This window comes from Schaalia cardiffensis, assembly GCF_016405145.1.
GTDB lineage: Bacteria > Actinomycetota > Actinomycetes > Actinomycetales > Actinomycetaceae > Pauljensenia > Pauljensenia cardiffensis.
On the sequence record NZ_JAEKIA010000004.1, the window covers coordinates 157289 to 170764 of the forward strand.

The window sequence follows — 13476 nt, forward strand, 5'->3', positions numbered from 1 at the left end:
GCGTGAGCGCGGGCGGCCCCTTTCTCACCTCGGGGCGACGAAGCGGAGGAAGGGCCCGCGCTTGAGACAAGTGCTTCCTCCTTTCCCCACCCGTGTCCCATTCGCCTCAATGGGCTTGTGCGCCGCTTCCTCATGGGACCTGTGAGCGACTCAAAGGAGTGAGGCGGGCAACGAAAAGCGACCAGGGCCTGCAGGATCGTTAGGATCGAAGCAACCGCGGGTGCGTCCCGCATTGTGCAAGCCCCCGAGTGGTGGGGATCGAGAGGAGAAACAGCGTGACAGCTGTCAACGTCGCCGTCATCGGAGCGGGCCCCGCAGGCATCTACGCTTCCGACATTTTGTCGAAGTCGGGCCTCGAGGTGAATATCGACCTTTTCGAACGCCTGCCCGCACCCTACGGCCTCGTCCGCTACGGCGTCGCCCCCGATCATCCGCGCATCAAGCAGATCATTGTGGCGCTCTACAAGATCTTGCAACGCGGAGACATTCGCCTCCTGGGCAATGTCGAGGTGGGCCGCGACATTACGATCGAGGATCTTCGTGACCACTACGACGCCGTCATTATCGCGACCGGGGCCGACCGCGATGCCCCGCTCGACATTCCGGGTGTTGAGCTGCCCGAGTCCTACGGGGCCGCCGACTTCGTATCCTGGTACGACGGCAACCCTGATTACCCCAGGACCTGGCCGCTTCGCGCGAAGTCCGTCGCGGTCGTGGGCGTGGGCAATGTGGCCCTCGACGTTGCGCGCGTCCTCGCCAAGCACGCCGAGGACATGATGACCACAGAGGTGCCCCAGAACGTCGCCGAGGGCCTGGCGGAGAACCCGATCACCGATGTCCACGTCTTCGGTCGCCGCGGCCCCGCCCAGGTGAAGTTCACGCCCCTGGAATTGCGCGAGCTCGGGAAGGTCCCAGACGTTGACGTCATTGTCGACGAAGAGGACTTCGACTTCGACGAGGGCTCGGAGAAGACCCTGCGCGAGTCGAATCAGCAGCGCCAAGTCGTCAAGACCCTCACGAACTACGCCTCCGTCGATCCGCAAGAGCATACGGCCTCGCGCAGAATTCACATTCACCTCTTCCAATCTCCCGTGGAGATCCTCGCCGACGAGAAGGGACACGTGAAGGCCCTGCGCACCGAGCGCACTGAACTCACCGGAGACGGTTCGGTGCACGGCACCGGGCTCATCACCACCTGGCCTGTCGAGGCCGTGTACCGCGCCGTCGGCTACGCCTCCTCGCCGATCCCGGGCCTGCCCTTCGACGAGGAGCGTCACGTCGTACCGAATATTGAGGGGCGCGTCGTGCCGAGCCCGGATTCGCCGCTTGAGGATGCCCTCTCGGGAATCTACGCGACCGGGTGGATCAAACGCGGCCCCGTCGGATTGATCGGCTCGACGAAGTCTGATGCGCAGCAGACCATCGCCCATCTCGTTGAAGATGCGAATGAAGGGCGCCTGCACGCGAAGACCTCCGAAGTCGGCCACGAGGCCATGGTCGCCCTCCTCGAAGAGCGCGGCGTCGAATACACGACCTGGCAGGGGTGGGAGCTCCTCGACGCCTACGAGCGTCAACTCGGTGAAGACTACGGCGAATTGCCTGAGGGACGCGGGATGCGCGAAAGGGTGAAGGTCGTGTCTCGCCGGGCGATGACCGATATTTCGCGCGGCTGCGAGGCTGGGGCGGACCTCATTGGTGAGATGGGGGAGATGGGCGTGCCCAGCGCTCCTGAACGCTTTGAGGATTACTCCGGCCCGGGTCGGCGCTTCTAAAGCCATTTCAGGGGCGAGGTGACGAGCGCGGGGGCGGAGGGCGCAGGCCAGCCGCCCCCGCGCTCCTTTGAGTGCGACGCCAGCCTTTCGAACACCATCGTTGAACAGGGAACCTCAGGCGTTCGTTCTGACTCTTCCCAGGTGATATCCAGGGGTGGCACCTATGCTTCGGATATGACTGAGCGGAGCTATCACAACGGTTTGAAAACCGCGGCCCTCCTCGGAGGCATGTGGGCCCTCCTCCTCGCGATTGGCGCTCTTATCGCCGGTGGAAGCGGCCACTCCTATTGGATCTGGATCTTCGCTCTGATCGGACTGTTCCAAACCGGCTACGCCTATTGGAACTCGGCGACAATGGCCCTGCGAGCAATGAACGCCTACCCCGCATCGCAGGCGCAGTATCCTCAGCTTTACGCGATGGTCCACGAGCTCGCAGAAAAAGCGAATCAGCCGGTGCCGAGCATCTGGATCGCGCCGACGAAGACGCCGAACGCTTTCGCAACAGGTCGAGATCCCCAGCATGCGGCCGTATGCTGCACCGAGGGCATCCTCCAGATCCTCGGTGAACGCGAGTTACGCGCCGTCCTCGGCCATGAGCTCATGCACGTCTACAACCGGGACATTCTCACCTCTTCGGTCGCCGCAGCCTTGGGCGGGCTCATCACCTCGATCGCTCAGTTCCTCATGTTCTTCGGCGGGGGACGACGCGATAACGACAGGGGTGGGATCGGTGTCTTAGCGACTCTCGCAATGGCTCTTCTGGCGCCTCTGGCTGCGAGTATCCTCCAGTTCTCGCTGTCGCGCACCAGGGAGTTCGACGCGGACGAGGACGGGGCTCGCCTCAGCGGTGACCCTCTTGCCCTCGCCTCTGCTTTGCGCAAACTGGAAAGTGGGACGGATCAGGTGCCTCTCACCCCGACTCCGCAGGTGCAGAATGTGTCGGCCCTGATGATCGCGAACCCCTTCCGGGGCTTGCGCAATCTCTTCTCGACTCACCCGCCGATGAATGAGCGCATTGCCCGTCTCGAAAAGATGGCCGGTTACTGAGCGCCAAGAAGGTATAAGAGGCGAGGCCGGGGGAGTTTCCCCTCCGGTCCCGCCTCTAAAGCTTGGTGAGAGCCCCTGTGTCGTGCTCGGCTGCACCCGCGTTCATGGCCGAGCGGCCTTAGGGGCCTACCGTGTGTTTGGCCGCCATTCATGGCCGAGTGCGGGCGCAGCGCGGCCTCGTCGCCTGCAGGGGGAAGGACTCAGCGGTAGTTGACGAACTGGAGGGCGACATCGAGTTCGTCACCCTTAGGGCCTTTGAGCAGGGCGATGACCGCTTGGAGGTCGTTGCGCGACTTAGAGGAGACGCGCAGTTCATCGCCTTGGATCTGCGCCTTGACACCCTTGGGGCCCTCCTCGCGGATCAGCTTTGAGATCTTTTTCGCAATGTCTTGGGCGATGCCCTCACGAAGAGGAGTGACGAGCTTGTAGATCTTGCCTGAGGGCTTGGGCTCGCGGTCCTTGTAGTCGAGGCATTTGAGTGAAAGACCCCGGCGGATGAGCTTGGACTGGAGGACATCGAGGATCGCGAGGACGCGATCGGCCGAATTGGCCTCCATCTCGATGGCGTCACCCGCCAGGCGGATCGTGGCGTCGACTCCGCGGAAGTCGTAGCGGTTCGCGATCTCCTTCGCGGTCTGATTGACGGCGTTGTCAACCTCTTGTCGGTCCAGCTTGGAGACGATGTCGAAAGATGAATCAGCCATGGTGTCCTCTTTTCGATGGAGTCTGCGGGGCGATCCTGCCCAAGATTCTAGGGTGATCGGTCGCACTTGAGCGCGATTGGCGTTCGATGCGCTTGTCTTGTTATTCTTTCACGGCACCGCGAAAGCGGAGCATGGCGGGATACCAAAGCGGCCAAATGGATCTGACTGTAAATCAGACGCTTCGTGCTTCGGGGGTTCGAATCCCTCTCCCGCCACGGTCCTGACTTCGGTCAGGAATGCGTGTGAGGTCCTTCTCAGGAAGGCTGATTGCGAAAGCAGTCACCGCTGAGTTAGGCTCTTCCGCGTTGCCCCGATAGCTCAGTCGGCAGAGCGTCTCCATGGTAAGGAGAAGGTCAAGGGTTCGATTCCCTTTCGGGGCTCTGGTTGCGGCGAAGGTCGCACCGCGGCGGGGTAGCTCAGCTGGTCAGAGCGCACGACTCATAATCGTGAGGTCGCGGGTTCGAGCCCCGCCCCCGCTACCAAGATGACAGGTCGCGCGCCGACACCACTATTCAGCAAAAGAGGACACACCGTGGCAAGCAAGTCTCAGGATGTTCGCCCCAAGATCACTCTGGCCTGCTCGGAGTGCAAGGAGCGCAACTACATCACAAAGAAGAATCGTCGCAATACGCCGGATCGTCTTGAACTGGCGAAGTTCTGCCCGCGTTGTCGCAAGTCGACGGCGCACCGCGAGACCCGCTGAGTCGCGTTTTTTAAAAAGTCCCCGAGGAGGAATCTTCGGGGACTTTTTGGGTTGAGTGTCGATCAGTGAGCTCAGCCTCCGATCAGTGAGGAGCCCCTCCCTCGGGGTTGCATGCGCGCTGCGCTGAACTTCGGGAGTGCGTGCCCCCTGCGCTGAAGGGGAGCCGTGCATAGAAGAGGAAGGGGGGAGGCAGTGCGGCGGAGGGCCCAGCCTTGGCGGGACCCTCCGGGTGAATCACTCCGAATCGGAGATGAGCTTGCTCAGCGGAGCGTAGTGGAACTCGACTGCGGCGCCGTAGCCCTCGAGATCGCCTTCTTCGCAGGCCCGGAGGATATCGCCGTGCGCGCGGGCCGTGAGCAGCATGGCCTCATGGTCGGCCGGATGCAGGCTCGGGGTCACCGTCTGGTGGATCAGCCACATCGCGGAAATGAGCTGTTCGAGCATCGTGTTGTGCAGCTGCTTGATGAGCGTGGAGTGGAAGGCGATGTCATCGTCGTAGTAGGTCTCCCCGGCCTCGGCGTGTTCGCGCATCGAGGTGACGAGTTTTTCGAGTTCTGGGTTCTTCGTGCCCTTCATCGCGGCGACGAGTTCAGCGCCGATCCCGAGGTCGAGGGCCTTGCGGATCGCGATCACCTCGGACAAGGAGCTCGCCCCGCCTTTGACGTCGAGGGCGGAGCGCAGCACGAGGGTCTCGACCAGGGGACGCATGGACATGTCGCCGACGTAGGAGCCCGATCCTCGTTGGGAACGGACAATGTCGAGGGCTTCGAGCCTTCGCATTGCTTCGCGTACGGAGGAACGTGAAACGCCGAGTTCGGCGCACAGCGCGGCCTCGGTCGGCAGGGGGGAGCCGGGGGTGAGTCCATGCGCGAGGATGTACGCCTTGATCGAATCCATCGTCATCGTTGAACGATTGGACGAGGTCGAGGCCTCTTTATCATTTTGTAACGTTTTTGAGCCGGTTAGATTCACCAAACCCACTTGCAATGAGTTGTCAGACAACATAAGGTCATTCTATCGGATTCGAGCGCCCCGCTCGTGTCTTTACTCAACGGTGAGGAGTAACAATGCGTTTGCGCAAGCACATGGCTGCAGGCGTGGCACTCATGGCCACAGCCACCCTGGTGCTTTCCGGTTGTGGTGGCTCTGCGGAGAAGACGACGCAGTCCGAAGCCCCAGCGGCCGGCCCAAAGGGTGAACTCAACGTCGGCGCCGCCTACGAAACGACCGACTACGGCCCGATCACGACCTCGGCGCTCGCCATGGGCACCAACTGGGAGGTCCTCGAAGGCCTCTACCAGTTCCACATGGCCGACTACTCGGTGTACCCGGCCCTCGCCGCCGGTGACCCGGTCAAGGTCTCCGACACCGTCTACGAGGTCACCCTCCGTGACGGCGCCAAGTTCTCCGATGGCACCGATGTCACCGCCGAGGACGTCGTGAGCTCCTACGCTCGCACCACCGACGACAAGTCCATCTACAAGCAGTTCTTCGGCTTCGTCGAGTCGGTCACCGCTAAGGACGACAAGACCGTCACCATCGAACTGAAGTACCCCTTCGCAAGCCTCAAGGAACGCTTCACCAACGTCAAGATCGTCCCGACCTCGATGGACGCCGACAGCCTCAAGGCCAAGCCGACCGGTTCGGGCCCGTACATGTACGAGAACATCACCCCGACCGAGGTCACCGCCGTTCCCAACCCGAACTACAACGGCGAAGCCCCCGCAACGGTTGAGCGTATCCGCTGGCATGTCCTCAAGGACGACTCCGCACGTCTGGCCGCTGCCCTCGACGGCACCACCGATGTGATGGAAGCCGTGCCGGCCTCCGCCTCCGACCAGATCAAGGCCACCGGCTGGACCGTCGAGTCGGTTCAGGGCTACGGCAACCCCTTCCTCATGTTCAACACCACCAAGGCCCCCTTCAACGATGCCAAGGTGCGCCAGGCGATCCACATGGCCATCGACAAGCAGAAGCTCGTCGACTCCGCCATGGAAGGCCAGGCAACGGTTGCAACCTCCTTCCTGCCGAACACCAACCCCTCGTACAAGAAGACCACGACCCAGCTCGACTACAACGTTGACGCCGCCAAGGCCGCCATCTCCGCCGCAGGCCTGAGCGAAATCAACCTCACGACGACCGACCACCCGTGGATCCAGAACCTCATCCCCCAGATCAAGGCTGATCTTGAAGCCCTCGGTCTGACGGTCACCGTCAACTCCATGGCCTCCTCCGACCTCTACTCGAACGTCGCCGACGTCGACTCGCCCACCTTCGATGTCATCCTCGCCCCCGGTGACCCCTCGGTCTTCGGCACCGACCCCGGCATCATCATGGGCTGGTGGAACGCCGACAACGTGTGGACCAACAAGCGTTCGCAGTGGAAGAACGCTGACCCGGAGAACTTCAACAAGTTCCAGGAGATCATGAACGAAGCCGTTCAGCTTGACGGCGATGCCGCCAAGGCCAAGTGGGGAGAAGCCCAGGACTTCCTCGCCGAGCAGGCCGTCACCTACCCGCTGTTCCACCGCAAGCTGATCACCGCGTACAACGGCGACAAGGTCACCAACTTCAAGCCGATCGCCTCGACCGGCCTCGACCTCGTTGGCGTCGGACTGAAGTAAGCAGTCCCGCCTGCCATTTGGCAGCCCCTATCTGAAGAGGAGGGGCGGGTGCTCTCCCGCTACCCGCCCCTCCTTTTGCATGCCAAATGGCCGAAACAGGAGTATGAGCAGTGAATAATCTGTTGAGATTAATCGGGCGCCGCTTGGTCGCGTTGCCCATCATGATCATCGGCGTATCCTTCCTCGTTTTCTTCATCATGTCGCTCTCACCAATCGACCCCGCCTACTCGGCCCTCGGTGAGACAGCGAGCCCCGAAGCACTCGAGGCCTACCGTGTCGAGCACGGACTCGACAAGCCCTTCTTCGTCCAATACGGCCTCTACCTCCTGGGAATGCTGCACGGCGACCTCGGCACCTACGGCGTCGGCACCTCCAACAAAGTCTCAGACCTCGTCGCCCAGGCCCTGCCCGTCACCCTTCAGCTGACCTTCCTCGGACTCTTCTTCGCGATCATCCTCGCCTTCCCCCTCGGAGTTCTCGCCGCCATCTACCGCGACCGCTGGCCCGACCAAGTGATCCGCGTCATCTCGGTCGTCTCGATCGGCACCCCCTCCTTCTGGCTCGCCGCCCTCCTCGTCCTCGGCTTCGTCGGTAAGCTCCCCGTCTCCGGAGCGCTTCCCGCCTTCAGCGAAGACCCGGGAGGCTGGTTCCTCAGGATGCTCCTTCCCGCGATCGCCCTCGCAGTGCCCGTCGTCGGACAGATGACGCGCGTCGTGCGAACCTCCATGGTCGAAGAACTCGACCGCGACTATGTGCGCACGGCCCTGGGCGCAGGCATCCCCAAGTGGATCGTCGTCGCACGCAATGTTTTGCGCAACGCCCTCATCACCCCGATCACCGTTCTCGGTCTGCGCATCGGCTACCTCATGGGCGGCGCAGTCGTCATCGAGATCATCTTCGCGATCGACGGCATGGGCAAAGCAGTACTCCTCAAAGGAATCCAGGAGAACTGGGTGACCCTCGTTCAGGGAGGCGCCCTCGTCGTCGCGATCGCCTTCATCGTCGTCAACATCATCGTTGACATGCTCTACCTCCTCATTAATCCGCGTATTAGGTCGGTGTGATGATGACTCAGAAAGAAAAACTCGCGAAGGTGAGCGCGCCGGGCGCGCGCTTCAGCCGGATCGGCGCCATGTCGCTCGGCTCGAAGCTCGCCATGGGTGTCCTGGCCTTCATGGTTCTCATCTCCGTACTGGCGCCCCTCATCGCGCCCTACTCTCCCGAAGAGATCTTCACCAAGTGGACCGCCCCCTCGGGCGAGCACCTCTTCGGCACCGACCACGTCGGGCGCGACATCTTGAGCCGCGTCCTGTACGGCGGACGCTTCTCGCTCATGATCGGCCTCTTCTCAACCCTGATCGCCCTCTTCTTCGGCGCCATCATCGGTTCGGTCGCGGCAGTCGTGCGCAAGTCCATCTCCGAAGTCATCATGCGAATCCTCGACATCGTCATGGCCGTCCCCGGCATCGCGATGGCCGCGGTCTCCGTCCTCGTCTTCGGACGCGCCCTCCAAAAGGCCGGTAACGTCTCCGCCCTCGTTTTCGTGATCGTTTGCTCCATCGCCTTCGTCTACATTCCCCAGCTCTCGCGAATCGTTCGCGCGAACGTCATGGCGGCCTACGGCGAGGACTACGTGCGAGCAGTCATTGTCGCCGGCGCCCGCGCCCCCTGGATCCTCGTCAAGCACGTTATGCGCAACACCGCCGCACCGGTCCTCGTGTTCGCCACCGTGCTCGTCGCAGACGCGATCATCCTCGAAGCATCCCTGACCTTCATCGGTTCGGGCCTGCAGGCGACCACTGTCCCGACCTGGGGCAATATCCTCTCCGAAGCATCCTCGAACCTGTCAGTCATGCTCGGCTACTGGTGGACCGCCTTCTTCCCGGGCGTCTTCATCATGGTCACGGTCCTGTGCCTCAACATCTTGTCCGAGGGCATCACCGACGCCATGGTCGCAGCGCCCAAGGGCCCCGCAGTCGCTCAAGTCTCCTCCGGAGCTCAGCGCGAGGCCGACCGTCTCCTCCTCGACCCGCGCCGCGCCTACGCAGAGCAGGCCGAGTCTCTGCAGGCGAGCCTCGACGCCCTCGAAAAGGTCGAATCCGAACGCGATGATCGCTTCGAATCGACCTCGACCGAGGCGCCGCTGCTCGAAGTCAAGGACCTGTGCATCAAGTTCGACAATCACGGGGACGTCAATGTCGTCGACCACGTGTCCTTCTCGGTTCGCCCCGGGGAGACCATGGGCCTCGTCGGCGAATCCGGCTGCGGCAAGTCGATCACCTCACTGTCGATCATGGGGCTCATCAGCCCGAAGTCGACCCTGTCGGGCGAGATCCTCTACCAGGGCAAGAACCTCTTCGACATGTCGCCCGATGAGCGTCAAAAGCTCCTCGGCCACGAAATGGCGATGATCTACCAGGACGCCCTGTCCTCCCTCAACCCCGCTATGCTCATCAAGACTCAGATGAAGCAGCTCACCAGCCGCGGCGGAACCCGCTCGGCCGAAGAACTCCTCGAACTCGTGGGCCTCGATCCCAAACGCACCCTGGAGTCCTACCCGCACGAGCTCTCCGGCGGTCAGCGCCAGCGCGTCCTCATCGCTATGGCCCTGACCCGCGACCCGAAGCTCGTCATCGCCGATGAGCCGACCACCGCCCTGGACGTCACCGTCCAGAAGCAGGTCATCAAGCTCCTCAACGAGCTGCGCGAGAAACTCGGCTTCGCCATGATCTTCGTGTCCCACGACATTGCGCTCGTCGCGGAAGTCGCGCACTCGATCACCGTCATGTACGCCGGCCAGGTCGTCGAACAGGGCCCCACCTCGGAGCTCCTCGAACACCCGACCCACGAGTACACCCGGGGCCTGCTCGGTGCTGTTCTCTCCATCGAAGCCGGCTCCGGTCGACTCCACCAGGTCCCGGGCGTCGTGCCTTCGCCCCGCGATTTCCCCAAGGGCGATCGTTTCGCGCCGCGCTCCTCGCACCCGGACTACGGCCTGGATATTCGACCCGTCCTCACCGAGGTCAGCCCCGGTCACGTCTACGCGGCCCTCCCGCCGCGCCCCGAAGGCGATGAAGCTTCACGCAGTGCAGGGGAGGAGAACTGATGAACGCCACCGAAACCCCGATCATTGAACTCAAAGACGTTGAAGTCTCCTTCACGTCACGAACGGGTTCCCTGTTCAAGCCCAATAAGGTGCACGCCGTGCGCGGCGTCAACCTGTCGGTCCTTCGCGGCCAGACCCTCGGCCTCGTCGGCGAGTCCGGCTGTGGCAAGTCGACGACTGCGAATGTCATGTGCGGCCTCGTCGCCCCCACTGCCGGGAAGGTGTACTTCAACGGCGAAGAGGTCACGAAGCGCACCGCGCAGGCTCGACGCAGGATCGGCCGCGTCGTCTCCGTCGTCTTCCAGGACCCGGCGACCGCGCTCAACCCGCGCATGATCGTTCGCGATCAACTCGCCGACCCGATGCGGGTCCACAAGATCGGAACAGAAGAGGAGCGCCAAAAGCGCGTCATGGAGCTCATCTCCATGGTGGGCCTGCCCTCTTCAGCACTCGAGACTCTGCCCGGACAGCTCTCCGGCGGTCAGCGTCAGCGCGTCGCCATCGCCAGAGCCCTCTCGCTCAACCCGGATGCGATCATCGCCGACGAGCCGACCTCGGCCCTCGACGTGTCCGTTCGAGCTCAGGTCCTCAACCTCCTAACCGATCTCAAACGTGAACTCAACCTCGCGATGGTCTTCATCTCTCACGACATTCAAACGGTCCGCTACATCTCTGACCGTATCGCCGTGATGAATAAGGGCCTCGTCGTCGAGGAAGGGCCCGCGCGCCAGCTCCTGGAGAACCCGAAGGATCCCTACACCCGCACCTTGCTCGGTGCAGCGCCCTCGCTTCTGCACCCGACACTCGAAGGAAAGTGATGACTGCCCCTATCCGCGGCGTCGTTCCGCCGCTTGCAATCCCCCACAAGGATGGAAAGCTCGACACCGTTTCCCTCAAACGGCACATCAACCGGATGATCGATGCGGGTATCCACGCCCTCTTCGTCCTCGGTTCCTCCGGCGAGGTGGTCTTCTCGACCTCCCAGCGTCGCGGAGAGATCCTCGAAGCGACCCAGTCGATCGTCGAGGGACGCATCCCCGTCATCGCGGGTGTGATCGACACGGAAACCGATCGGGTCATCGAACACATCCGTCAAGCCGAGTCCTTCGGCGTTGACGCGGTCGTCGCGACGGCCCCCTTCTACGCCCTCCAGGGCGAGGCGGAGATCTACCGTCACTTCCGCACTCTTCGCGAGGCAACGGATCTGCCCCTGTGGGCCTATGACATTCCGGTGTGCGTCCACACGAAGCTGAGCAACCGTCTCCTGATGGACCTTGGCACGGAGAACGTCCTCTCGGGTGTCAAGGATTCCTCAGGTGATGATGTGGCCTTCCGCTGGTTGGCCCGCGCGAACGAGGAAGCAGGCCACCCGCTCCAGCTCCTCACCGGCCACGAGGTCGTTGTCGACGGTGCCTACATGAGTGGCGCCGACGGGGCGGTTCCCGGACTGGGCAACGTCGACCCGCACGCGTATATGCGCATGTGGGATGCGTTCCAGGCTGGGGACTGGGAGAGGGTCCGCCAGGAGCAGGATCGTCTCGCTGATCTCATGCGGATCGTCCAGGTCTCCGGTGTTCAGGGCTTCGGCGCCGGAATCGGTGCTTTCAAGACTGCTTTGAAACTCCTGGGCGTTTTCGACACGAACGACATGCCGACCCCCGTCAAGCCCCTCGAGGGCGAGAACGTGGCCTGGGTCGAAAGCGTTCTGCGTCAAACGGGAATGCTCGATTGAGTCATGTGGGCCGGGGGCCGCGTCAGCGGCTTCCGGCCCACTAAGCGAATACTCCAAGGAACTCATAGTGTCTGAAGAACTGAAGGCTTCGTCCTTCCCTCTCTTGGCCCTTGACATTGGTGGCACCAAAGTCGGCTGGGCCATCATCTCCCTTGTCGGCGAGGAGCTCTTAGTCACAGAGTCGGGGAGCATCCCCACCCTGGCGCTCGAAGGCGGAGTCGAGGTCGCCTCCCGAATCTGCGAACTCGTTGCCTCCACCTCGTCCTCGTTCCCCGAGATTAAGGGTGTCGCGGTCGCGAGCGCCGGCGTCGTCGACCCTCGAATGGGGAAGATCGTTTCCGCAACGAACACAATGCCCGGATGGGGCGGAACCGATTTGGGTGATCTGCTGCGCGAAGCCAGTGGACGCCCCGTGTGGATTCTCAACGATGTGCACGCCCACGGTCTGGGCGAAGCCCGCCTGGGTGCGGGAGTGGGACACGATACGGTCCTATCCGTTGCAGTTGGCACCGGGATCGGCGGGGCCCTCATCCACGACGGGGAAGTCGTTTTCGGCAGTCACAATCTCGCCGGCCACCTCGGACACATCCACCATCATTTCGCGCCCGAGATGCTGTGCTCTTGCGGGCGCATGGGACACATCGAAGCTTTTTGCTCGGGCTCGGGAATCACCGCCTGGTACGAGGCGCGGCGCAGCACGCAAGACCCAAAGGCTCTTAACGGACGTCGACTCCAAGAACTCGCCGACTCCGGCCACCCACTCGCAGCGGCGTGCTTCACCGAATCCGCCTATGCACTGGGGGAGGCCCTCGGTTCCCTCGCGAACTGCGTGGACCCCGCGATCATCGTCCTTTCTGGTTCGATGACACGCTCCGGCGAGGCCTGGTGGGCTTCTCTTCGTGAAGGCTACAGGGCCTCGGCCATGAACGCCGTCGCCGATCTTGAGATCGTGGCGGGTTCTCTTGGCTCAAACGCACCCCTTCTGGGAGCCGTCATCCACTATCTCAATCAGATCGCCTCTTCCTGAGACGACAACCCGCCGCACCGAAACACCCGCTGCATCGCATCATCTGGAGCAGCGACACACTGTGGGAGGACACCATGCACGAACTCATTGAATCCCTGCGCGGAAAACTCATCGTCTCCGTCCAGGCTTACCCGGGTGAGCCGATGCGCCACCCCGAAACCATGGCCCAGATCGCCCGCGCCGCCCAGATCGGTGGAGCCGCCGCCATCCGCTGTCAGGGCCTTGCGGATATCTCCGCGATCAAGGGACGCGTCGAGGTCCCCGTTATCGGCCTGTGGAAGGAAGGCCACGAGGGCGTGTACATCACTCCGAGCTTGCGCCACGCTCGCGCCTGCATCATGGCCGGTTGCGATATCGTCGCGATCGACGCGACTTCGCGTCCTCGTCTTGATGGACGCACTTTCGCCGAGACCTGCCAGATCCTCCACGAGGAGGGTGCTCTCGTCATGGCTGACTGCGGCTCTTTCGAGGATGCGAAAGCTGCCTACGAGGCCGGGGCGGACATCATTTCGACCACTCTCGCCGGATACACAGGCGATCGTGAGAAGAGTGTGGGCCCCGATCTGGAGCTCCTCAAGGAGATCGTTGCCGCCTACCCGGATGCCGCCGTGATCTGCGAGGGCCGTATCCACACGCCCCAGGACGCGGTTGAGGCCATGAACGCGGGTGCTTTCGCTGTTATCGTCGGCACGGGGATCACGCATCCGACGTCGATCACCACCTGGTTCAAGGACGCGGTCGAGAACCGCTGAAGCCCGCAA

General features: G+C 62.7%; 12 protein-coding genes and 3 tRNA genes. 13 read left to right on the forward strand and 2 right to left on the reverse strand.

Annotated features, from left to right (window positions below; translation table 11 throughout):
• Positions 1–275: 275 nt before the first annotated feature.
• Both JFX23_RS03725 and htpX read left to right on the forward strand, forming a co-directional pair.
• Positions 276–1772, forward strand: a complete 1497-nt coding sequence (locus JFX23_RS03725) for an FAD-dependent oxidoreductase (protein ID WP_198775786.1) — start codon at positions 276–278, stop codon at positions 1770–1772.
• Between the two features lie 174 nt (positions 1773–1946).
• Positions 1947–2819: a zinc metalloprotease HtpX gene (htpX, locus tag JFX23_RS03730; RefSeq protein WP_198775787.1), complete on the forward strand. Its 873-nt coding sequence runs from the start codon at positions 1947–1949 to the stop codon at positions 2817–2819.
• A gap of 200 nt (positions 2820–3019) precedes the next feature.
• Here htpX and JFX23_RS03735 read toward each other — a convergent pair whose 3' ends face one another.
• Positions 3020–3523 (reverse strand): YajQ family cyclic di-GMP-binding protein, encoded by a 504-nt coding sequence (locus JFX23_RS03735; protein WP_005963460.1) that lies wholly within the window; start codon positions 3521–3523, stop codon positions 3020–3022.
• Positions 3524–3656: 133 nt separating this feature from the next.
• Between JFX23_RS03735 and JFX23_RS03740 the strand changes: the two genes are divergently transcribed.
• From JFX23_RS03740 to rpmG, 4 genes are all read left to right on the forward strand, one after another.
• Positions 3657–3738: transfer RNA gene (locus JFX23_RS03740), tRNA-Tyr, on the forward strand.
• A 92-nt stretch (positions 3739–3830) separates the two neighbouring features.
• Positions 3831–3903: transfer RNA gene (locus tag JFX23_RS03745), tRNA-Thr, on the forward strand.
• A gap of 25 nt (positions 3904–3928) precedes the next feature.
• Positions 3929–4005, forward strand: a tRNA-Met gene (locus JFX23_RS03750).
• A gap of 50 nt (positions 4006–4055) precedes the next feature.
• Positions 4056–4226 carry a 50S ribosomal protein L33 gene (rpmG, locus tag JFX23_RS03755; RefSeq protein ID WP_005963462.1) on the forward strand — a complete coding sequence of 57 codons (171 nt, stop codon included), beginning with the start codon at positions 4056–4058 and terminating at the stop codon, positions 4224–4226.
• A gap of 234 nt (positions 4227–4460) precedes the next feature.
• On the opposite strand, the gene JFX23_RS03760 is transcribed toward rpmG, so the two are convergent.
• Positions 4461–5129 (reverse strand): FadR/GntR family transcriptional regulator, encoded by a 669-nt coding sequence (locus tag JFX23_RS03760; protein WP_233050546.1) that lies wholly within the window; start codon positions 5127–5129, stop codon positions 4461–4463.
• A gap of 164 nt (positions 5130–5293) precedes the next feature.
• Between JFX23_RS03760 and JFX23_RS03765 the strand changes: the two genes are divergently transcribed.
• From JFX23_RS03765 to JFX23_RS03795, 7 genes are all read left to right on the forward strand, one after another.
• On the forward strand, positions 5294–6850 hold the full coding sequence (locus tag JFX23_RS03765) for an ABC transporter substrate-binding protein (protein WP_198775789.1): 1557 nt from the start codon (positions 5294–5296) through the stop codon (positions 6848–6850).
• A gap of 110 nt (positions 6851–6960) precedes the next feature.
• A complete protein-coding gene (locus tag JFX23_RS03770) occupies positions 6961–7914 on the forward strand; it encodes an ABC transporter permease (protein ID WP_198775790.1) in 954 nt (317 codons plus the stop codon).
• 2 nt (positions 7915–7916) lie between these two features.
• A complete protein-coding gene (locus tag JFX23_RS03775) occupies positions 7917–9956 on the forward strand; it encodes a dipeptide/oligopeptide/nickel ABC transporter permease/ATP-binding protein (RefSeq protein ID WP_198775813.1) in 2040 nt (679 codons plus the stop codon).
• On the forward strand, positions 9956–10774 hold the full coding sequence (locus JFX23_RS03780; protein ID WP_198775791.1) for an ABC transporter ATP-binding protein: 819 nt from the start codon (positions 9956–9958) through the stop codon (positions 10772–10774). Before JFX23_RS03775 ends, JFX23_RS03780 begins: the two co-directional genes overlap by 1 nt.
• A complete protein-coding gene (locus JFX23_RS03785) occupies positions 10774–11688 on the forward strand; it encodes a dihydrodipicolinate synthase family protein (protein ID WP_198775792.1) in 915 nt (304 codons plus the stop codon). Before JFX23_RS03780 ends, JFX23_RS03785 begins: the two co-directional genes overlap by 1 nt.
• Before the next feature lie 67 nt (positions 11689–11755).
• Entirely contained in the window at positions 11756–12715 is a 960-nt protein-coding gene (locus JFX23_RS03790; protein WP_198775793.1) for an ROK family protein, read from the forward strand.
• A 74-nt stretch (positions 12716–12789) separates the two neighbouring features.
• Positions 12790–13467: an N-acetylmannosamine-6-phosphate 2-epimerase gene (locus JFX23_RS03795; protein ID WP_198775794.1), complete on the forward strand. Its 678-nt coding sequence runs from the start codon at positions 12790–12792 to the stop codon at positions 13465–13467.
• Positions 13468–13476: the final 9 nt, after the last annotated feature.

Excerpts from the sequence above, each read along its gene's own strand:
- JFX23_RS03735 (WP_005963460.1), bottom strand. The coding sequence starts at position 3,523 with ATGGCTGATTCATCTTTCGACATCGTCTCCAAGCTGGACCGACAAGAG.
- JFX23_RS03795 (WP_198775794.1), top strand. The coding sequence starts at position 12,790 with ATGCACGAACTCATTGAATCCCTGCGCGGAAAACTCATCGTCTCCGTC.
- JFX23_RS03775 (WP_198775813.1), top strand. The coding sequence starts at position 7,917 with ATGACTCAGAAAGAAAAACTCGCGAAGGTGAGCGCGCCGGGCGCGCGC.
- JFX23_RS03780 (WP_198775791.1), top strand. The coding sequence starts at position 9,956 with ATGAACGCCACCGAAACCCCGATCATTGAACTCAAAGACGTTGAAGTC.
- JFX23_RS03785 (WP_198775792.1), top strand. The coding sequence starts at position 10,774 with ATGACTGCCCCTATCCGCGGCGTCGTTCCGCCGCTTGCAATCCCCCAC.
- JFX23_RS03760 (WP_233050546.1), bottom strand. The coding sequence starts at position 5,129 with ATGACGATGGATTCGATCAAGGCGTACATCCTCGCGCATGGACTCACC.
- htpX (WP_198775787.1), top strand. The coding sequence starts at position 1,947 with ATGACTGAGCGGAGCTATCACAACGGTTTGAAAACCGCGGCCCTCCTC.
- JFX23_RS03765 (WP_198775789.1), top strand. The coding sequence starts at position 5,294 with ATGCGTTTGCGCAAGCACATGGCTGCAGGCGTGGCACTCATGGCCACA.